Consider the following 21,560-nt stretch of genomic DNA (forward strand, 5'->3'; position numbering starts at 1 on the left):
TCACTCCTCATTCAGTAGCCAGGGACGCTGCTGGTCGATCAGGTCAAGCAGCCGCTGACCACTGATAAATTCAATGCAGGGAGAGGCGCTCTGCGCCTCGCGGGACTTCAGGCCGGTACGCCCGGTGTGAATAAACAGCCCCCGGCAACGTTCGCGGCGGACCAGCGCCCCAAATGCCACCACATGGGCCGGTGTGATGGTGCGGGCATAGCGTTTGGCCTGGATGAGATAACGCTGGCTACCCATCCACACCTGCCCATCAAGCCCACCGTCACCGCTATAACGCCGGTTGCGTTTGATGCGATACCCCCGACGTTCGAATGCAGTCAGTAGCAATTCTTCAAACACATAGGGGTTCACTTTACGCAGATAATTCAGGCGTTGGCCGTCACCGGCCAACTGGGGAAGACGCGCCAGAATACGTTGCGCCTGGCGCTGATAACGTCGATGGCGACTGACTTTCGCGCCAATCAGTAACGCTATCCAGCTAAGCACGCTAAGTAAAAGCAGCCACCAGACCAACGGTCCCAGACTCCCCAGCATCAGGCCCGATCTCATTGTTCCAATCCCTTTTCCGTCAACAGCACCGGGTAATGGGTCAGCCCCAGCCGCTTCGCCAGATCACTGCCCGAGACCGGCAACAACTCCAGCCCATCCGCGTGTTTCTTCAGGTCGTTGAGCGCCCCTTCACTGGCAACATTCACCACCAGTCCCACCGCGTTTAACTGCACCAGGGCATCTCGACGCAGTGACAGCCAACGGCGAGACAGGTCATCATCACCAATCAAAAACATCGGGCGCATCCCCGGCAGAGCCAGTGCCTTGGCCTCCACTTTGCCGGGTGTCAGCTCAGGGGTGCTGATGGGCAAAACGGTAAGTGGAATAACAGACAACGGCGCTGCCTGGGATACCGTGGCTTTGCCCTGATTATTGATGCCCTCGAAATACGTTGCTGTAGACTGGCCGCCCACATCGGCGACGACGGTAAGGTCAGCCTGGACGGTGAAACTGGCGACACCCAATACCAGCACACAGCTCAGGCGGGTCAGTAAACGTGGATTCAGATTCATGGCGTCGCTCCTGCTGCAGGTTCAATGACAACATTCGATGCCAGTACGCCAGTTGTCGGCTGCAGGCGATTCAAATGCCGTTTCACGATGGCTTGATAGGTCCGTGCAGGCTGGCCGCCTGCCGGATGGTGATAGCACCCGGCAGCGGTTATCCAACTCCCCGGCTTGTTGTCGTAGCAGGCCCGCAGAATACGGGCCGCCACATGCAGATTGATGTACGGATCAAAGGCCTCCCAGGTGGAACGGAAGTGATGCCCGTTCCAGCCCAGATTCACCTGCGCAATCCCGACGTCGATACGTTTCAGTGAGTTATGGCGCATAAACCCCAATAGCGCCTGATAAGCCTCTTGGCGGGTTGCATAGCGATACCCTTTCCCGGCAACGTTAATGGTCCACGGCCAGGGGCGAACGCCGTGGGGAAGTTTCTTTGACGATTCCGTCAGCGCCAGGCTGTACAAGGCTTCGGCGGGCACCCGCTCCTGCACCGCCACCTGGTAGTAGCCTGACGGGATCTGCTGAGAGGACACGGTCGCCAGGCTGTTCGAACTGCAGAGCAGGAGCGCCAGCGCACTCAATACGCGGTAACTTGCCATCCGTTTTCTCCCTGTTGCAGCACCACTGGCATACGTCCCTGACCGAACTTGATCCACTGCCCCCGGTCGTGATTGAGCGTCAGCGTTTTCGCTTTCACCCGCTCAACGGGGATAGCCAGCTTTTTCGCCCAGGCCCGAACGGCCTCATCTTTCCCTTCGCTGCCGACCAGGTAGATATCCAGCAAACGTTGGCTTGTCAGCAGGGACGCCACTTTGCTCTCACACGGAGCCCCACAGTCCGCCCGGACAAACAGCGCCAACCGCCCATTACCCTGCCCGGCATCCCCGGCAGAACGCACCGGCAGGATACCGGGGTAGACACGAACCCAGGCGGCATTCACTTCACGCTGGAATGCCAACTCAGCCTCAACCCGCTGAAAGTCCTGTTTGACGGACAGGTCGGCGTAGTGACGCCGCTCCTCCTCGCTCCGCGCTTCGATACCCAGCGTGGTGATCGGATCTAACCCCGGCGATAAAATCCCCCGACGCCCTTTGCTCAACTGCTGATAACGCTGCCATTCCTCGGTGGTCAGCCCCCATTCCTGCGCATTTTTTTTCGACTGCGCTTCTTCCAGCGCCTGCAGGGTGGTACTGACACTGGCGGTGTTTCCCTGTTGGGATTGCTCTGTTTGCAGTGCGGCTGTTACCGAGAAAAACGGGGCCATACCCAGGCCCAATACCAGCGCGATTGATGTCAATTTCATCCTGACCCTCCTTTATTGAACGCTCAGCGTCTGCGTCCGGCCTGCAACGCTGAACTGGGCCTGATTGCCCCCGGCAGACAACAGTGTCCAGCCCTGAAAGGTCTCGCCGGTTTCGACAAGCCGTATATCCGCCAGGTTGAACGCCTGCAGGGGAGCCACAGCGACAAACACCGCGCCCCCCCGCCGCTCAATGCTGGTCAGACGGAAAGGGGCAGCAACAGACCGGGCGCTCCGGGTGGGGGATTTCTTGACGGTGGTCGGGGTCGCCCCAGGAGTGACGGCAGAGGTTGCTGGTTTGATTGCCGATGTTTGTGCTGCACCGGCACGTTGTTCCAGGGTGTCAACACGGGCCTGCAGAAGTGCCATCGTGGCATGAACGTCCTGCAGTGACTGTACATCTGATGACACCGGCTGGCTGACTTTTGTCTCGAGCGTACGCACCTGCTGTGCCAGGTGCTCAAACGCGGTTTTATCCACGACGGGCGCAACCAGAGCTTCCTCCAGGGAGGCTGACAACGTTTTCAACGTCTCGCTATTGCTGGTCACCTGCTCGTTCAGCTTGTCCAGCTCTTGCTGGACCGCATCCCTACCGGGGACTTGCCCCAGGGCCGTTTGCAACGAGGCAATCTGGGCAGACTGGCTCATCACCTTAACTCCAACACCGGCGACAGACAGCACCAGAAGCGTAAAGACGCTATAGCGCAACAACTGCATCACCTTGCTTGGACGCACCGGCTCGCTCTCCCAGTTCTCTCCTTTCAACTCAATCATTTCAGCATCCTTTGCTGGGCAGGGGCCGGAGTAGGCTGAGGTTGCACTACCGGGGTAACAGTCTGCAATACAGGCGGTTGCAGAAAGGTACTGCTGACGATCGGCGCAGGTGTCGGCTCTGGCGGCAGGCGGAATCCTTCACGCAGCGAATGGCAAACTACACGCTGCACCGAATCCACATCCAACTGCCAGGCCGGTCCGGCCAGGATTTGCAGGGCTTCAGCCAGGCGAATGGGTCCCAACTGGTACTGCACACCCGGTAAGGCCTGGGTGTAGAGCACGCGATTGGCAGAGGTAATACTGCACAGACTGAAGCCTGACTGGCGCAGGGCGTAACGCATCGCATCCGCCACCGTTGGCGTCACAGACGCCGGGATACGGATATCAATCACCTGCTCCAGCGGAGCCCGTTGCGCCAGGGAAGGCGAGGTACTGACCAGCAGATAGCGGTCATAGCGAACCACTTCAATCGGCGTGGCAAACACATCGGGCTGTGCCGATTGTACGTTGCTGGACAAGGTGACACCGGCTATCGGTGAAATGAGATCGCGTTGCAGGTTTTTTTGCGGTTGGACACACCCGGTCAGCACCGCAGCGGCCAGTAAACACGCAGGGAAAACGTAATATGATTTCATGAATATCCTCAGTAAGCAGTCAAAAAGACGTGCTCACTGTGCGAATCTTCACGGTCGCCCTCAACGAACAACTCATTTCCCGAAAATAAAAAAAACGCCAGAGAAAAACTCTGGCGTAAAGGATGGTACTACATCGACAACCTAGAACGCATTGTCCGGGTATTGTTGTTGTGCGGTACAGGTCGAAGCCCCTGGTGTTGGCGTTGACTTTTCCGCTTTGTAAACCATTTCTTGCCCTACCTTGATCCAACTGATTTTTATCAGTCTTGCTTTCAGCGTAGGCCGGGATTCACCTGCGTGCTCTCCCTTGGTTAAGGTAAACACATCAGCCGTCAGATTGCTGAGTTTAAAGCCCAACAGGACTTTTTTTTCTTCATCAACAGACTTCTGGCAGCGCCGGATGAGGCTACTGGCTTCTTTGCCAGATATGGTCACATCGAAACGCGTGTAATCGGGTTTCTCGGTCGATCCGTGCAAGGCATTAATCACGCCGGTCAGGAATGAACCGTTGGCCGTCGTGATCTCACGGATATTACTCAGATACCCCAGACCATCCACATGCAGATTAAAATAGCCGGTCTGATTTTGGGTAGCAGTAGATTGAGATGCTTGAGACATGGTGTTTCTCCTTGGGAATAAACCGGTATGCGGAGAAACGTCCCCAACGGGAAGTTTCCCGCAGGGTATCAACGTGAAGACGCTGACTGTCTGTTAAGTTGGATAAGTGCACCTTCATCGCAGTGAACTGCGATCCCCGCTTTCAAAGGTTCAGGGGGGTTACCGCTCTAAAGCGCGTCCTTTCAGGTTAGGGTCGCATTGGCTTGTGATTGCCCGAAGGCGTCCTTCTCAAATCACCAGGACATTGGCTGTTGTCAGGGACAACGAGTAAGCTGGATCATTATTAAAACGGGCTAAAAAGAAGTCAACACGAAACTCTCAGCCGAAATATCCTTAGGAATAGTGTGATAAAAAAAACGGGAACCGTATCTTCCCGATACGTTCCCGCCATGCCCGCACCACAGGCTGTTGTATGACTGCATTCCATCAACTCAGAGGCCGAGCCTTCGAACCCGACGCGGTTTTCACTGAGACTTTGCGTCTTATACATCTATTCTCCGGGTAAAAGAATGATGCATATTACTGGTGACCGCAGTAATCACGGGGTGCTTCAGAAGCCACGGCAAAATAGCAAACTCCCCGCACCGAGTGCAATGGATAATTAGTTTTACCTCAACGCGCTTTCTTTTTGGGGAAACCTCGCCGTTTGTTCCGCTGAGGGGGATTCACTATCCCGATACAGTCAGGATAACGCAGACAGCCCCAGAAATTCCCTGATTTCCCCGTCCGCTGCAAGGTCACGCCACCACACACCGGACACGGCGGCGAGGGAGGAACGGTGATGTTTATCGCCTGTTGACGCCCTTTCTCGACCAACTGCGTTGTCCAGGCTGACTGTTTTGCCATAAAGTCATCTAGCGACATCTTGCCTTCGGCGATATCATCCAGCGCCTGCTCCCACAGGGCGGTCATGCCGGGATCTTTCAACGGCATCGGCAACACATCCATCAATTCACCGGCCACCACGGCAGCACGCAGAGATTTCCCCTTTTTTACGATAAAACCGCGAGCCAGCAGGGTTTCAATAACCCCGGCCCGCGTCGCTTCTGTCCCCAGCCCCGCATTCTCTTTCAGGATTTTTTTCAGGCGGGGATCGGTCACAAACTGCGCGGCGTTTTTCATCGCCGCAATCAGGGTGCCTTCCGTATAATGCTCGGGCGGTTTGGTCTGCTGGGGCTTCATGGCTGCACCGGTCACCTGACACGACGTTCCCTGCTGCAGGGCCGGAAGTTGCGCGTTGTCGGTATCATCTTGCGCCTCATCGCCCTCCTGCTCTTTCTCAAACAGGGCTTTCCAGCCCGACACCACCACCACATTGCCACGGGTTTTAAACAGTTGGCCGCCACAAAGCAGTGACACTCGGGTTGCATCCTGTTCATAAACAGGCAGAAACTGTGCCAGATAGTGCTGCCGGATCAGTTGGTAGACCTGACGCTCTACCTCACTCATTTTACCAAGATCGCACGGTTGTTTTGTGGGGATAATACCGTGGTGGGCGGTGATCTTCTTATCGTTCCAGACGCGGGAAACAAAACCTGGCTGCAACCGTTCCAGCACGGTCGAGAGTGCTGGGTCACTTTTTACCAGGGCGGAAAGAACGGTGGGGACTTCCGACAACATCGAGGTCGGCAGAAACCCGCAGTCTGTACGCGGATAAGTTGTCGCTTTATGGGTTTCATACAGCTTCTGGGCAATATCCAGTACCTGCTGCGCACCCAATCCCCAACGCTTTGAACACTGCTGCTGTAGCGTACCCAGATCAAACGGTAATGGGGCTGAGACGGTTTCACGTTTGGTCTCTATCTCTGTGACCGAGGCAACTCCCGCTTGCTGGCAGAGCTGGACAACCTGCTGCGCTACCCCTTGCTGGATACAGCGTTTTTCTTCATCACAGTAGGTCGCCGCTGGCACCCATTGCGCCTGAAAAGACTGACCGTTGGACGCCAGTGCCAGCGTGACCACAAAAAAGGGAGTTGGCACAAAACCCGCGATATGCCGGTCGCGCTCAACAATCAGATTGAGCGTCGGCGTCTGTACCCGCCCGACGGAAAGCACATTGCCGTAGCCGCTGTCACGGGCTTTGACCGTGTACAGGCGGGTCAAATTCATGCCGATCTGCCAATCTGCCCGAGAACGGCCAAGACCCGCAAGGTAATGTGGATAGGTCTCATGTCCTGGTTTTATCGCCCCCAGTGCAGCCCGGACGCTGGCTTCATCGAGCGCCGAGAGCCACAACCGTTCGACGTTGCCCTGATAGTCACAATAATCAAGGATTTCACGGGCAATCACTTCACCTTCACGGTCGGCATCTGTCGCAATCACCACACAATCTGCCTTGAGTAACAACTTTCGGATCACTTCAAACTGCGCTTTGGATTCGGGTTTGACCTGCATTTTCCATTGCGTGGGCAATACCGGCAACACCTCTGCACGCCACGGTTTGCCAAACTGTTCGCCGTACACATCCGGGCTGGCCTGCTCCAGCAGATGCCCAAACCCCCAGGTAACCGTTACCCCTGCACCTGACAGATAGCCGCCCTTCTTCTCCGTTGCGCCCAGCACGGCGGCAATATCCCGTCCCTGGCTGGGTTTTTCACACAAAAAGAGTTTCATTCCATTCTCCATGAAAGTGAACCCGCCAGATTCAGCATGCACGACACCCTACCCAAAAGGGCATGGCAATAAAAATGACAGGTGAAAAAAGAAAACTCGGTGATGGCCCAGCCGGACCATCACAGGATGCAGACACTGTTAGCGGATTTTACCTTCCGCGACCTGTTTGACTTCGGCAAACAGTTTGCCGGTATAAGCCTCAGTGACATGTGAGGCTTCACTGGAGCGGAACGTGATATACATACGACTCCCCGCACCATTTTTCTCCAGTTCAATCAGGATATTGTCCTCGATCCCCTCATCTGCGCCCCAATCCCTGCCCATCTTGTAGTAGGCACCCGGTTGCGCGTCCCAGGCATATCCCCCTTGGGTAATCGCTGCCACTTTCACTTTACCTTCTAACCCTTGGCTATTTAGGGTGTTAATAACATCACTGGAGGTGAAATTGTAATACCGTTTTACTCGTGCAGCAGCGGTATCCACATCAACCGGAACCTCAAGTTCTCGGGCAGTTTTCTTATCAATTACCGGTGAATTCTTTGACATCGCAGGCAAACCACCACTCTCATGGCTGTCCGCTTTTTTACCCAGTGAAAGCAAGCCGTAGCTCATGTCGCTGACTTTCTTATTCAACTCGGCCACATCGCTACTCGCACACCCCCCTAACAGAACCGCAGATAACACCACGCCTGCAGCATGACAAAAATTACTCTTTCCCATGACTATCATCCTTATCTCCTTGTTTATCAATGCTTACTACTACCTTATTCTCCCTGGATTTATGCCGCAATCGATTATTTAACAAACGAAGGCTTTCAGCATTGACCGGCGGCGAGAAACGAGAGCGTTTTTTTCCAAACAACACCATTTCATCTAACGCGCCAAAATACTGCTGCGCCGGGGGTATCGTTTCAGTCTCCATCACAATGTCTCTGCGGTTGACGGGGAATGAACGATAACCCATTGCCACAGTGAATATTCTACGAATTTGGTATCCCCCCTGATGCAATCGATCGTCACGATGTTGCCGGGAGATAAACCCGTAATGATGAGCCTGAAATAATTTCAGCGCCAGTTGGTCAAAGCCGACAAGCAAGTAAACGCAGCGATACCCTAAAGGTGTATGACTATGCACACCAATATTAAGAGGGGAGCTGGAAACAACACTGGACAACGAGATACCGCCAGGGAGATCGTCTATCAGACTATTTGCCTCCTCTAATAGACGCTGAATGTTCTTATGCGCTTCATCTATCAGCGTTTCAAGCTGATACATCACGGCATCCGCATAAGGATTATCAGCAAGAGAATCCCGGTTGATGCTGGACACTAACCGGAAAAATCGCGGCATTCCTATGATTGTATCTTTTCTCGCACCTCTTTCTCTTCCTTCCCAGGTACTGATCGCATAGTAGGTATGCAAATCAATCCGCAGTTCTGAATGTAGTGCACCGACTTTTTTCCCGTCCTTTTTCTCTGCATTGTCAGTCATAACAGCCTCTATTCGATAGTTGACGCAGAGTGAGATAGTCAGAGATCAGCAGCCCCTCGAACAACGGGAAAGTATTTCTTCGGCTTTCACAATTTTCATCATAGCCTGTACCTATCAATCCCATTTTATTAATCGTTTAAAACTGATGACACTGTCATCAGTCTGTACCTATTAATTACAGATTATTAATCGTTTAAAACTAACAACGCTGTCATTAGTTGTACATTTCAATTTAATACATTGATTTTAATAATAATTATTGCCTGTAAGCAGCTCGTATTCCCGCCACTACCCGAGCAATATTTTCCGCCGATGCTCTCTGGTTTTTCCCTTGCGTTTGGGCGGGAACAGGCTCTGTAGCCCCAACGGGTTGGGGTTTTGGCTGCTGCATGCGTTTGGTCGCGCCAGCTTTTGAATTGAATTGCCCATTCCTGGCCCGCTTCAGCGTGGCGAGCAGGTAGGCAATCACATTTTTTATCTCACCCGTGCCGATACGCTCCGCCACTTCATCCAGAACCTGCTGCCCCAATGGCGCTGGCAGTGCCTGCAGTTGCGGCTCCACGTTATCCCGGTCAACCGTGGTCAGATTTTCAATCAGCACTGACGGCCAGTGAAGCCGATTGGCGTTTTTCCCTGATGCCCCTACGTACGTATCTTTTACACCCTGTGTATAACTACGTACGTAACAGTTCGGATTCCGAACTCTGTCATAACCCCTTGTTTCCAGAATGAGTTCGGATTCCGAACTCGGTAAAACAGTCCCCTCATTTATACTGAGTTCGGTTTCCGAACTCGGTGATCTTTGGGTGACAGAAGGCATTTTTTGACTGAGTTCGGAATCCGAACCCGGTAAAGACACCTGCGGCCGTAATGCCAAATCCTGGGGAGATTGTGGCGAAGACAAGCGAGCCTCGATCAATGCAATACGCGAATGACGGTGACGCATGGACGTATCCTGTTTGATTTCACCCAGTACAGACAGTGCAGTTAACCGGATAGTCTTGTTGCCGTGCTGACACGCTTGTGCCAACGCATCAAGCCAGCCAGGGTCAAAATGCTCGGCATCACGTAACCCCAACGGCTCATCATGCTGGGCATAGATGTTGCCACGCACCCGGCCACCGTCGTCCCTGACCCGCTTGCATAAGCTCAGCCAGCCTGTCAGCCGTAACATCAGCAAGGTACGGCTGACCGTTTCTCGGGAGGCTTTACCTGAATGGGGGGAGGCAAGCTGAAGCTGCAGCTCTTCATAGGTCGGGAACACCGCCCCGTCGTTCTGCTGGGCATAGAGACGGATCATGACCCATGCCATTTTGTCCAAAGGGGATAACCGAGCATCGAGAAACAACTGCCGGGGAATGGCATCATGCACATTCCCCAGATAGAGCAGACCGCTCTGCTCATTTGTCACAGCGCCGGATTGTGCCTTTTGCACAATCCGGGCTGTCATCCTGCTTAACGTATGTTGTATGACGTTGTCTACCGCCAGGGTCATCAACCCACTCTCCGCTGCTGTTGCTGCTGTTGCTCGACCCAGCCTTTTACCAGCGTCCACACCGACGTTAAGGCAATATCCTGTTGTTCAGCAATCAGCATCATGACCTCCAGCGCTTCCAGCGAGTCCAGATTGTCTATTTTGGCGGCACGCCACTGCTCCCAAATCGAGATTTCCTCTGCTTCACCGGGCGTTTGATTACGCCCTTGCCGGGTCGGTATTCCTGCCAGGCGACGACGGGTACTGACTTCTGCTGCCGTCAGCCCAAAATAGCACTGCATCATTTCTATCGAACCGCCCAACGCCAATGCACGATCGATACGCTGTATGCGAACCTGCTCTTGTCGGGCCTGCGCCAACATCATATTGAGATTGGTGTGATTGATATGGAACGTCAGTATCGAGACCGAGGAGTTCACCAGATAGTGCAAATCCTCAACTGTAAGCTGATTCAGATCCTGGATCTCTTCCAGCGTCAGCCCCATTGCCTCACAGCGCCGAATATTGCCGGATTTCAGCTCCATCAGGACCTGCGTCAACAAGGCATTTGTCGTCATACCGATTTGCGGATTCATATGTAGTTCCCTCCTAAAAGTATCCCTAAATCAATCGCCCACGCCACCACACAAAGCACTACCAGCGTGATCCCTGACCAGTCCTTACGGATTTTATTCATTGGACGCCCCCCGGTTACTGGTCAGCTTGCCTTGCTCTGCACCATCGACACCGTGATACAATCGGGCATTCTTCCCGGCGACGAAACCGGTTCCACGGGCAATATCGGCCCCGCGACACTCCCTCGCTTCCCGAAGTTTGGTCTGGGATAACGCCAAGGCCTCAAGGTAATGCGCCATACTCTGGCTCTCCCGCTGGGAGGGGCCAAAATCAACGACGACACGGCGAACACCCTCAACCCAACCTTCTCGAAACTGGTCGGCACGGGCACGGCGAGTTGCCAGTTTAAGACGCTTGTTTTGCGTCTTGAGGTAGGCGGTTGTTGCCTCTTTCAGTTGGCGGGATAGAACATCAAAGGAATAGGCAGCCACGGCAGGCCGTTCGCCAAAACCGCAGAACATCACGACGCGGTGACTGTTGCCAGCACTTCCCTGCTGCCAGCTATAGTAAGCCCGACAACCAAATGCACGGTTAACAACCCAGACCAGTCTGTCCATCCACTGAGGGATTTTCACGGCATCTGACGGGGCTTTCTGTGTCGGTTCTTCTCGTACAGAAGAAGACTCGGCATCCAGTTCGCTGATACCGTATTTTTGCATCAATGTCTGAGCGCGGGACAAGGCCAGTCCGGCCTCATGGGCATTGCTGTTATTTTTAGCCAATTCCAGCAGTTTACGAATGAACTTCACCAGGCGAACCTGACGCTGTGAATGTGAACGACGCATCCTTATTCCTCCCCATCCTGGTGCGGCTGTAACTGGCGTTGGATCTCACGCAGACGCCGTATCACACGTATTAACCGTAAAAACTTCACCATCTGCACATCATCGAGTAACGGCCAGTCTGCCGGTTGTTCAGCACCGATGACGATAGTGGTCAGTTCAAGCGCAGACAGTGAAACCGCAGCATCACCAGACAATCCTGCCAGCAACCGTGTTATCGGGGAGGCCTGGTGCGCACTTACCTGCAGGCGATATCCCGCCGACCCCATCGCGTTGTCTTCACAGAGTTCCTGCTCGGCCTCAAGCACTTCTGCCAGCTCAAATGCCAGACGAAAAGCGGCATCCTGCAAATGCTCAATATCGTCCTGCAGGGCGGAGATGTGCCAGATATCCGTCACCGGCTCTAACCCGGTATTGGCGAATGAAACCGAAGAGTCCAAGGTGGCGCTTTCCAGCACATGAGAAAGGTCATCCTTTTGCTGATCTTGCCGTACAGCATCGGCTGAGGTTGAAAGTGGGAAAGTCACTGGTAACGTTGACTCCCGAGACGCATTTGGCAAGCCATACAAATCAGGCTGTTCCTCTTCCTTGCGCTGCTTGCCGGGATCGGCATCAACCGGTACTGACGGCTTCACATCCTGCAGAGAAATAACAGCATCGGGCTCGCGACGTACAGCCGGGAATTCTTCTTTAATATGACTATCATCATTGGGAGGAACATCAGGCGAAGACACCGGCGTACCAACAGGGATTGTTCCCTCACCTTTTGTCTCGGTGCCTCTATCTGCATTGATGATATGTTGTGGTAGAGGGGCGGGTTCACCGAAGAGTTTCCGGCGATTCTGCTCTTTCGGGTCGAGTTCGATTAACCAGCGGTCATACGTGATCTCCGGACTGGGCATCGCCAGGAGTAAAGCGGCGATCAATTCGTCTTTGAACGTTTCCAGAGTGTAATGGTCGGGATCATCCAGGGTGTGGCAAACCCCACCGAATACTTCATTAAACGGTTTAACTACATCAATATTTACACTGAATTCGCTCCAGGCCTTTTGTGCTGCCGTACGTAAAGATATAAGCTGAATAACTTGGATTCTACCCATTCCCGAATTGAGCAGAGTGGGCATATACGGGTATAAATTTTCAAGGGTGTATTCCATCCTGCTGATATTTGACTGGGTAATAGGGTAGCCTTCAGTACGCAAAAATAACTCCAGCTCTCGCTGAGAGATTTTCTTTCCAATTTGCTCTTCGTAAATACACTTCGCCTTGGCGATACCCAACGCTTTTTCTATAAACAGCAAATCACCCCGAACATCATTTTCAGCCAAATGCCCGATAACACACTTCAACCGCCCCGGCCACGGCTTGAAAATGCACTGAATACGACGGAAACGCTCATCTAGGGTCTCTTCCCATAGCTCCACCAGGATCGTATAGCGTGTATTCCCTCCATCACTGAAGATATACACATCGTCGGCGCTGTCGGGGTCCTTTGTGACTTTTGGCACCGAATCCAGCCCACGCGCCAGGATAGACGCCTTGATATCGTCATACTTGGGATTGCGGGTGGTGCGTGGGTTATCCGGGTTAGGCCGCAATTGATCCAACGTTAAGACCATTGCCATCTCACTGACCGGCAAGATGGCCACTGTGCCGGACGCGGGTGAACGTCCCCGCTGCAACAACTGTTCACCCAACGTCTGCTCTTTTTTAGAAGTCATAGCGGCCTCCCGTAAAATCTTCAAATCGGGTGATTTCAGGCTGGAACTTCACTTTTACCGTGCCAATGGGACCATTGCGCTGCTTGCCGATAATCAGCTCGGCAATGCCTTTATCTGGGCTGTGTTCGTCGTAAACTTCATCACGGTAGATAAACATGATCACATCGGCATCCTGCTCTAAAGCCCCAGAATCCCGCAAGTCACCGTTGTTGGGACGTTTATCTGGCCGGTTTTCAAGAGCCCGGTTAAGCTGTGAAAGAGCAACAACAGGGCAACCGATCTCTTTCGCCAGTGCCTTCAGAGAACGCGAAATCTCGGCAATTTCCTGTGTCCGGTTTTCCTGACCAGGGCAACGCATCAACTGCAGATAGTCCAACAGGATCAGCGACGGATGCCCGTATTTCCGTACGTTTTTACGTACCCGAGAACGCAGCATTGACGGTGTCATAAAGCTGTCGTCATCAATGAACAGACGACCTTTCCACTCCATGAGAATTGCGTTTGCCTCCGCTATTCTGGCCCACTCCTCATCGCCCAGATTACCGTTGCGCAGACACTGCAAAGGGACACGTCCCAGCATGGCAATAAATCGTGATAACAACTGATCGATGGGCATCTCCAGGCTGTAAATCTGCACCGGCTTGTCTTTCCGGGTCTCAAGAGCACCTTCACATAAACCCAGAGCCAGCGCGGTTTTTCCCATAGAGGGACGTGCTGCTAGCAGGATCAGATCACTGTCTTGAAATCCACTGGTCATCCCGTTGAGTTGCTCAAAAGGCGTCGGGGTACCGGTGATCAGGTCTTCGCTGCTGCAACGCAGTTCAAGACGGCCAAGATAGGTCTCCAGCGAGGAAATGAGATCAAACGGCTTACCGGACGCCTGTAGACCCGCGATATTGAAAAGACGTTGCTCTGCCTCTTCCAGCAGTTCCGCCACATCAGTACGGGCATCCTCGGCCTGTCCGGCCAGATCATGCCCCAACGCCAGTAACTGGCGTTTTTGCTTACCGGTCGAGACATAGTGTGCATAGGCCACAATATTGGCGGCGCTTGGCGTGTTCTTGGACAGTTCGGCCAGATAGGCAAAACCCCCGACAGTATCAAGCTGCCCAACACGCTCAAGCTCTTCTGATAATGTGATGAGATCAATGGGCATATTGCGGCCAAGCAACGCCTGCATGGCTGAAAATATCGTCTGATGAGGCCGTGAGTAAAAGCTGTCTGCCATCAGGATCGGTGCAATCTCGTCCCAACGGTCATTCTCCAGCATCAAGCCACCCAGGACAGACTGCTCGGCTTCCAATGAATGCGGCAGAACCCGTTGTTGTTCAGTATTACGCATGGCGTACCTCCCGCAACGCGCATTCCAGAACATCACGGAGCCGGGAAGAAGCGACCAGGATCAAGGGCTCCCGATCATAACTCGCACCAGACTCCAACAACGGAAGTCCAATCGGTGTTTGCGGGCCTACGGCCATATCACGAAGCTCCGACTCACTCCACACGTTGTAAAAATCGATGAAACCCCGCGCCAGATCCCATTCATCAACCAGGCGCTCATAAATCCGACTTTTGGCTGTTTCGTAATCAGGCGCATCGACGAACACATGAAGCTCATCGTGTCCCTTATAGGTATCAGTGGAATAAGCGACCGCACGCCAAATTTGAATACGATTCATACGCGGATCTCCCGAGCAAGCACATCATCAAACTTTGGTTTCCACTCAGGGAAAAGCTCACAAGCCAGATCACATATAGATTGTGCTGCAGGCGGGGTTTTACGATCAGTTTCATACTCCAGTCTGTGTGCTGGCTGAGACAAACTGTGTCCCAGTTTATAAACGTCCAAGTCATAGATCTGCGTTGCCAGCATACTGACCGGGATACCCGTGGAACTGTATGTCCCTTCGTCAATAATCTGCGTTATCGCTGTCAGCGCTTTCTTTGCCAGAATGGTGTAATCCATGCAATTCACCAGGATCTTCACCGGGGGCAATGCGATACCAAAGTCTTTATAAGGCAATAGCCCTTCCATCAGTGGGATAGTGCCGCGTAAGAACTCGCGCACATCAGGTACCACCGGTTTTATCATGGCGAGCGCCGTATGGTTCGTTGCCAGCATGACCAGCTCAAGCATGATGGATCGGGCACCCTGTGAATCAATAATAATCACGTCATAGTCGGTAAACAGAGCGTGCTGCAGTAGATTGCGCAGCCGAAAACGACCATCGGGCGCGTGCATCATGGCCGTTTTGAGTTGCTCATGGGGATCGTTAGAAACAATCAGGTCAAGGTTAGTGATACTGGTGCGAGAAATAAGCTGTTGGGGTTGATTAAGATCAGCCGTCTGCATTAACAATTCATACAGACCGTAGGGGGCTTCATACTGCAGGTGATAATAACTGGAGGCGGTCGGTTGAGCGTAGTCACCGTCGATCAGCAGAGTCTTGAGACCAGCATCTGCACAGAAGCCGCTGAGATTGGCTGCGTGGGTCGATTTACCTTCGCCGCCTTTGGTGGAAATGATTGAAATTACATGCATATTGATTACCCGAATTTGTCATTCGAGTAATGGCAAAAAACGGTGAAACTTTACCCGTTTTCAACACGGGGATTGAAAATCCCCGTGTCCTTGGTTCGATTCCGAGTCCGGGCACCATATTTAGAAGAACCCGCCTATGGCGGGTTTTTTGCTTTCTGGGATAGGACTCTTCATCGAACAAATTCGATTATTCGGCCAGAGGCCTCACCCTGCGGGCCAACGCTAAAGCGTTGTTCAATCCGGCGCAAGGCCGGTTGTCCGAGTCCGGGCACCCTATTTAGAAGAACCCGCCTATGGCGGGTTTTTTGCTTTCTCGGGCAGGACTCTTCATCGAACAAGTTCGATTATTCGGCCAGGGGCCTCACCCTGCGGGCCAACGCTAAAGCGTTGTTCAATCCGGCACAAGGCCGGTTGTCCGAGTCCAGGCACCGGATTCATATTAACGGACCTCCACGGAGGTCCGTTTTTGCATTCTAATTCCGCTGAAATCAACGCATCTACGATATCTTTACTCGCCCCAACTCAATCAACCTCTACTCACATCAAGCCGCTTGCGCAGGTGCAATTAGAAAAGAGCCTGAAAAGAGAGGGCCGCTGATCAAAATTCCCGTGGACGTTTAAGCGGGTGCCGGTTGAACAATCGATGTTACCCGGCACCAGTACCGCCAAGCTCCCACGCAGAGCTACCTCGCGTGGGCTCAGTCTGCCTTCGAAGCCTGCTCCTGTGTTTCCGCCACCGGGCAATAAGGCGTAGGATCGACTGGCCAGATAACTTTGCCGTTGCCGGCTACCAGCTGTTCCGCACCACAAGAGGTATGCTTGATGGCGAACAGTGGCCTGCCCTGAAGGTCGTAGGCGGCACGCAGCATTCTCACGGCGCGGTCTCCTTCGCCAACACTGTCGTACCCAAAGACAACATTGCGATCTCTGTCAATAACGAGCTCCTGCCACTCGGGGGCGATCAGTTGCTTACCATCCAGGTTCAATAACGCTACGTGACTCTTCCTGTCCAGGCCTTCACTCGCGTGCAAGTAGTGCCCTTTCTCATCGAGTTTGATGTTGATGAAGTGCTCCGGCCTAGCCAGCACTTTGCCAGCGGCATCCATTACGCCGACGGCTGGAATCGAGTCACTCTGACCCAACATGGTCACGGTGATCATCGGCGTATCTGCACCGCTGAACACGAAACGATCCGGCGTAAGCATACCCACCTGCTTGTAAGTGGTGGGCACCAACTCACGACCTTTGTTCAGGTCATAGATGCCAGCGGTGTACGAAAACGTCGACTCTTCCTTGAACACTGAGGCATAGCCTGGAACATGGTTAATCATGCCCAGCATGTCGAGGCCTGCCTCGTGCACGTAGTCATAGGTGGGTTGCATTATCCATGCGCCGCTACGATCGATCACACCATATTTTGAGCTGTCCCCGTTGACACCTTTGCTGGCCTTGGCGAACGCACCTTTCTTGCTGAAAGGCATGCAGTCGGCAAAGCGTGGCTCGATCACCACCTTGCCGGTGTAATCCATGTAACCGCAGGAGCTGCCGTACTTTTCGTGAAAGCTCACCAGGCCTTCGCTGGGTATGCCTAACCGGTTGTACTTGGCAGGTATGGTGAGTGTACCACTGGCATCGATAAGCCCTTTGTTCGTGAAGTCGGGCGAAGTCACTACCATATGGCCGTCCTGCATCTCACCTATTTCACTGTAGGCAACCTTTTTCTGCGAACCGTCTTTGAGGTTAATGATCCAGTACTGCTTTCCACGCGTGCCGATGACGAGGCCTCCACGTTTGGAGAAATCCTGCCGTACAGTCAAGGTGTCATATACCGCGTCGGTGAGGTGCTTGCCGTGAGCGTCGAGCATGCCAACCTTGCCGTTCAAATCATAGCCAATGAACTGGCCGTCGCGGACGGAAAACATATCGTCGAAGCGCGCGGGTTGCACTTCGTTGCCGTGATAGTCCATGGCCCCGACCTTGCCGTCCTGGGTGAAGGCGAAGTAACCGGGGGCAAGGTCATATATGTTCTCACCCAGTATCTTGATCGACGTCATAGTCTTGACGTCGACCAACTGCCATGTGTTGTCCATCTGCAGCAGCATGGTGTCGTTCATGAGGAATGAGGCATAGGCGTCGAACAGATCGCTCTCAAATGGCACCAGCAACGCAGCCGTCTGGTCTATCATGGCACAATTGTCGTTGACGCATATGGCGCTGTTAAATGGTTGCGGAGCAGGGACTTTCGATTGTTGCGTTTGAACGGCGGACTGGCCATCGGAGTAGCAGGCACTGAGCAGCACGGTCAGGCTGGCAACAAATAACAAACGGGGGGAAAGGTGACGATTCATGTCGTTGAAATAGTCCTTGTAAAATATTAATGTGGCGAATTAATCTCGCCTGGGGAAAAGGCGCTATGGTCATTCATAATTTGCCGCCTGATTGTTATTAATAAAGCAGCTAAAAAAGAATAGATACAAGGGAAATCCGAAATGAGATAAAAATATTCTGATAGCTACCGAACACTCACAGTTTGGCGCCTTATTCAGGGCTTCAGGGCCGGTTTGAAACTTGCGATAAAACGGTGAACCCAGTGTATATGGCTAATCGGTTATTTATTAACTTTTCCGACTACCACTCAGGGTTCTGGATACGTAAGATTTTGGCGGAAAAACGCTTCGCAGATATGATGATCCAAAAACACACTATCATCGGCTGTTCGAACCTAATACACCACCTTTTTAAATTCACAGTAATTACCATAATATTCAAATAGTTGAAATATTTAATTCTTTGTAATACATTCATCTTTATCAACATCAGTTAGCACAAATAGCTATTGTTCATATTGGCGGGAAACAGCTATTTAACCGTTCCTTGCTTACAGATTCTGCCAATTATCAATAGTATTTCTGCAAGCGTGGTGAATCCTCTGTATTATCCGACCCATTCTAAACCCCACCACAGCCTCCAGTAGATATCAGGTATGAAATAGAATTTTGGCCGAAAGTTTAACCTTCAGTTAGCCTATACAGATCATTACTAAAAATTAACAAAATATATTCACACCCCCCATCTAATCACCCACACTTATAGATATACATTATGCATTCTTGGATAAGACTCTTCACCCCACAACCTTATTCCGCATCGAGCCAGGCCGAAAGCTGCTGTAACTCATCCATTACTGTTTGGCGTAATGGAATCTGCTTATTCGGTGTCTGCTCCAGCTCGGAACAGGCCTCAACCGCATGCTGCATGCCCAAACTGGCACAGCTGCTTTTTAGTTTATGTGCCAAATGCGCAACCCTGCGCTCATCCCCGGCTTCGCTGGCCTGTTCAAGCTCTGTCACCCATGACAAGGCATGTTCTGCGAACAGGTCTCGCCACTCGCTGATTTTCTCTTTACCGAACAGCGCCATATCCTGCGTTAGCTGAACGAGATCCAAAGAGGGAGCGAGTGGCATCGCGCCCCTTTCCGCCGTTAAATAGTGCTCAATCAGTCGACTTAATGCCTCGCACGCAATGGGTTTTTGTATTAATCCGCAAAAGACCTGGCCGGCCTTCAGTCTTAAGGCTTCATCGACGGCATGGGCACTGAAACCGATAAGGGGCAACCCTGGCCGAAGCGCGGCAATCTGCACGGAGAGCGTCACACCGTCCATATCCGGCAGGTCCAAATCCACCAGCACGCCGCTGAATGCGCCATCAGCCGCCAATGTGTTCAGTGCGCTTTGGCCATCATCCACCACCTCCACCAGGGCATGGCAAGACAGCAACATTTCGGCGGTAATACGCTGGGTGACAAGATTGTCCTCCACCAGCAGCAGACGGTAACCGGAGAGACTCGTTCGCTCTTCGGCCCGATGCTGTATCGGCGTAGCTGCGATAACCAGCGGCAGACTCAGTGAAAAACAGCTGCCGCTTCCCGGCGTGCTGGTCACGCTTAAGCTCCCCTGCAGCGCCTCCGCCAACCCCCGACTGATCGCCAGCCCAAGTCCGGTACCGCCACGCTTTGTCGTCAGTTGCACAAAGGGTTTAAAAATCTGCGCTAGCGCTTCACCAGCAATGCCACACCCCGTGTCTGCAACGTCAATTTGCCAGCGCTGCCCGTCGCTATGGCAGCGAACCTCCACCTGGCCTCGCTCGGTAAAACGCAGAGCATTGGCCAGCAGGTTCATCACAATTTGGCGAATGCGCCTCGGATCGCCATTTAGCCATTGCGGCAACTCGTCGACACAAACGAGCTTTAACGTGACCTCACGATGGCGGGGCCGCCCGGACATCAACTGTACGATACTCGCCAATAACTGGCGCGGATCGTACGCCTCTTCGTTGAGCGTAACGCTGCCCTTACCCGCCTCGAGCGCAGAGTAATCCAAAATATCGTTGAGGATCGCCAGCAGGCTTTCACCGGAATCATTAATCGCCTGAACGTAGGAGATATTCTTTATCGACAACGGTTGCTCTGATAACAGTTGAGCCGTACCCAGAATGCCGTGCAGCGGAGTGCGAATTTCATGGCTCATCGCGGCCAAAAAGGCGGACTTAGCCCGGTTGGCCCTTTCCGCCTCAGCCCGAGCCTGGTGGTGCTCCATCACCATGGCTTCCAACTCGGCGGTACGTAATTCGACCTGCTCCACCAGGTCTTGGCGCTGGTTTTGTAAGGCATAGGCATTGGCGCGAAAAGCCTCCATCAACTGCCCCATGGTATTTAACTCTCGCACACCGGAAGTCGCCGGAAATGGCGTGTTGAGATCGCCCTCCAATAACCTTTGCAGAGCGGCTGTTTGCTTTGCCAGGGGCAACGTCACCGAACGCCAAACCACGCGCCACAGGATCAGCGACAGCGCCACCAACGAGAACAAACTCAAGGCAATCAGCCAGAACTTTCCCGTTTCCCGAGCCTGCCGAAGTGCCTCTAACGCCTGAGTATTGCGCAGTTCGATATCGCCGACCTGACGGCTGATTTCAGTACTGAAGCGAGTAAACATATCCAGGTTGTCTTGCGACAGCGCCTGAAGCTGCGCGCGGAGATCCCTTTCCCGCTGATACAGTGCCGCAAGCTGTTGATAACGTGCCAGGGTCTGTAATTCACGCGCTATCTTTTCGCCTGTGAGTGGATCTTCAACTCGCTCCTGCCTGCGCTGGAGAATACGAACGTAGTTGCCGATACGGGAGATTAATTCTGCCGGCGCGCGCTCGGCCAATTCCTTCTCCAGCAGTAAAATCAGATGCTCAATTTGTATCGCATTGAGCCGCAGCTCAGCCATTTGATTTTGATATTCATAATCGATATCAATCAGGCGATCTAACGCCTGCTCCGCGGCCTGACTGCGATGCTGCTCAATCAAATCGTAAATCCCTGCCTGCGTAACGCCTGCGGCCGTTGCCGCATTGTTTAACTGCCCTTTGGCCAACTCGGCAATGCGGGCTGCCGCATCCATAATTTCACGGGAAAGATCGCGCTGCTGTTTGCGCAGCGCCAGGCGCTGGCCAACCAATTCACCCTGCAGGCCTAAACTGCGCGTAATGTCGGACTCCTGCTGCTCTATTGCCGCCGTATCAAACCCTTGGCTGCGCAAGCGCTCCAAAAGCCGGTTGATACGTAAACTTTGCACCGTGAGCATTTTCCCTTGTGCCATCCAATCGGCCTGGGTGTCGGCATTGGTCAAACTTTGGGCGGAAAACAATTCGTATGCGCTGGCCTCACTGAGTTGCCGGGCCAAATTCATCGTCGGGATCACTGACCGGGTGTGGTTTTGTTCGACCTCGCCCATAAAACGAAAACCCAACCAACCTATCAGCGAACTGATCAGTGCTAGCCCTGCCATCAGCAGAAAAGCCAACCAAAGTCGCTGCGTTAATGAAGGGTGCCCCATAGATATCCTGATGATGAAATTAAAGTTGTT

19 protein-coding genes are annotated in these 21,560 nt (G+C 53.1%); all 19 read right to left on the bottom strand.

Features of this window, described 5'->3' with window-relative positions; translation table 11 throughout:
* The 19 genes from H5P17_RS02160 to torS all read right to left on the bottom strand — a co-directional run bounded on the left by H5P17_RS02160 (position 1) and on the right by torS (position 21,530).
* On the bottom strand, positions 1–558 hold the full coding sequence (locus H5P17_RS02160; protein WP_087784700.1) for a restriction endonuclease: 558 nt from the start codon (positions 556–558) through the stop codon (positions 1–3).
* On the bottom strand, positions 555–1,040 hold the full coding sequence (locus H5P17_RS02165) for an integrating conjugative element protein (RefSeq protein ID WP_050135333.1): 486 nt from the start codon (positions 1,038–1,040) through the stop codon (positions 555–557). Before H5P17_RS02165 ends, H5P17_RS02160 begins: the two co-directional genes overlap by 4 nt.
* Positions 1,041–1,066: 26 nt before the next feature.
* Entirely contained in the window at positions 1,067–1,663 is a 597-nt protein-coding gene (locus tag H5P17_RS02170; protein ID WP_050135263.1) for a transglycosylase SLT domain-containing protein, read from the bottom strand.
* Positions 1,642–2,367 carry a TIGR03759 family integrating conjugative element protein gene (locus H5P17_RS02175; RefSeq protein WP_050135265.1) on the bottom strand — a complete coding sequence of 242 codons (726 nt, stop codon included), beginning with the start codon at positions 2,365–2,367 and terminating at the stop codon, positions 1,642–1,644. Before H5P17_RS02175 ends, H5P17_RS02170 begins: the two co-directional genes overlap by 22 nt.
* 12 nt (positions 2,368–2,379) lie before the next feature.
* Positions 2,380–3,138, bottom strand: a complete 759-nt coding sequence (locus tag H5P17_RS02180) for a hypothetical protein (protein WP_050135267.1) — start codon at positions 3,136–3,138, stop codon at positions 2,380–2,382.
* On the bottom strand, positions 3,135–3,773 hold the full coding sequence (locus H5P17_RS02185; RefSeq protein WP_050135269.1) for a hypothetical protein: 639 nt from the start codon (positions 3,771–3,773) through the stop codon (positions 3,135–3,137). The genes H5P17_RS02180 and H5P17_RS02185 overlap by 4 nt, the downstream gene beginning before the upstream one ends.
* Before the next feature lie 141 nt (positions 3,774–3,914).
* Positions 3,915–4,391, bottom strand: a complete 477-nt coding sequence (locus H5P17_RS02190; RefSeq protein WP_050135271.1) for an STY4534 family ICE replication protein — start codon at positions 4,389–4,391, stop codon at positions 3,915–3,917.
* A 612-nt stretch (positions 4,392–5,003) separates the two neighbouring features.
* Positions 5,004–7,004, bottom strand: coding sequence for a DNA topoisomerase III (locus H5P17_RS02195; protein WP_050135273.1), 2,001 nt, complete (start codon positions 7,002–7,004; stop codon positions 5,004–5,006).
* Positions 7,005–7,142: 138 nt separating this feature from the next.
* Entirely contained in the window at positions 7,143–7,724 is a 582-nt protein-coding gene (locus H5P17_RS02200; protein WP_050147524.1) for a hypothetical protein, read from the bottom strand.
* Positions 7,711–8,496, bottom strand: a complete 786-nt coding sequence (locus H5P17_RS02205; RefSeq protein WP_050135277.1) for a PFL_4669 family integrating conjugative element protein — start codon at positions 8,494–8,496, stop codon at positions 7,711–7,713. The genes H5P17_RS02200 and H5P17_RS02205 overlap by 14 nt, the downstream gene beginning before the upstream one ends.
* A gap of 256 nt (positions 8,497–8,752) precedes the next feature.
* Positions 8,753–9,991 (bottom strand): STY4528 family pathogenicity island replication protein, encoded by a 1,239-nt coding sequence (locus H5P17_RS02210; protein WP_050135279.1) that lies wholly within the window; start codon positions 9,989–9,991, stop codon positions 8,753–8,755.
* Positions 9,991–10,566 carry a DUF2857 domain-containing protein gene (locus tag H5P17_RS02215; protein ID WP_050135281.1) on the bottom strand — a complete coding sequence of 192 codons (576 nt, stop codon included), beginning with the start codon at positions 10,564–10,566 and terminating at the stop codon, positions 9,991–9,993. The genes H5P17_RS02210 and H5P17_RS02215 overlap by 1 nt, the downstream gene beginning before the upstream one ends.
* 93 nt (positions 10,567–10,659) lie before the next feature.
* Complete coding sequence (locus tag H5P17_RS02220) at positions 10,660–11,391, bottom strand: DUF2786 domain-containing protein (RefSeq protein ID WP_050135283.1); 732 nt, start codon at positions 11,389–11,391, stop codon at positions 10,660–10,662.
* 2 nt (positions 11,392–11,393) lie between these two features.
* Complete coding sequence (locus H5P17_RS02225; protein ID WP_050135284.1) at positions 11,394–13,109, bottom strand: ParB family protein; 1,716 nt, start codon at positions 13,107–13,109, stop codon at positions 11,394–11,396.
* Positions 13,099–14,451: an SPI-7-type island replicative DNA helicase gene (dnaB-PI, locus tag H5P17_RS02230; protein ID WP_050135286.1), complete on the bottom strand. Its 1,353-nt coding sequence runs from the start codon at positions 14,449–14,451 to the stop codon at positions 13,099–13,101. Before dnaB-PI ends, H5P17_RS02225 begins: the two co-directional genes overlap by 11 nt.
* Entirely contained in the window at positions 14,444–14,788 is a 345-nt protein-coding gene (locus H5P17_RS02235) for a hypothetical protein (protein ID WP_050147526.1), read from the bottom strand. The genes dnaB-PI and H5P17_RS02235 overlap by 8 nt, the downstream gene beginning before the upstream one ends.
* Positions 14,785–15,651: a ParA family protein gene (locus tag H5P17_RS02240; protein ID WP_050135289.1), complete on the bottom strand. Its 867-nt coding sequence runs from the start codon at positions 15,649–15,651 to the stop codon at positions 14,785–14,787. The genes H5P17_RS02235 and H5P17_RS02240 overlap by 4 nt, the downstream gene beginning before the upstream one ends.
* Before the next feature lie 698 nt (positions 15,652–16,349).
* Entirely contained in the window at positions 16,350–17,999 is a 1,650-nt protein-coding gene (locus H5P17_RS02245) for a WG repeat-containing protein (RefSeq protein WP_182820970.1), read from the bottom strand.
* A 789-nt stretch (positions 18,000–18,788) separates the two neighbouring features.
* Positions 18,789–21,530 (bottom strand): TMAO reductase system sensor histidine kinase/response regulator TorS, encoded by a 2,742-nt coding sequence (gene torS / locus H5P17_RS02250; RefSeq protein ID WP_182820972.1) that lies wholly within the window; start codon positions 21,528–21,530, stop codon positions 18,789–18,791.
* Between the last annotated feature and the right edge of the window lie 30 nt (positions 21,531–21,560).

The sequence above is a fragment of the Serratia sp. OS31 genome (genome assembly GCF_014164835.1).
Taxonomy (GTDB): domain Bacteria; phylum Pseudomonadota; class Gammaproteobacteria; order Enterobacterales; family Enterobacteriaceae; genus Serratia; species Serratia liquefaciens_A.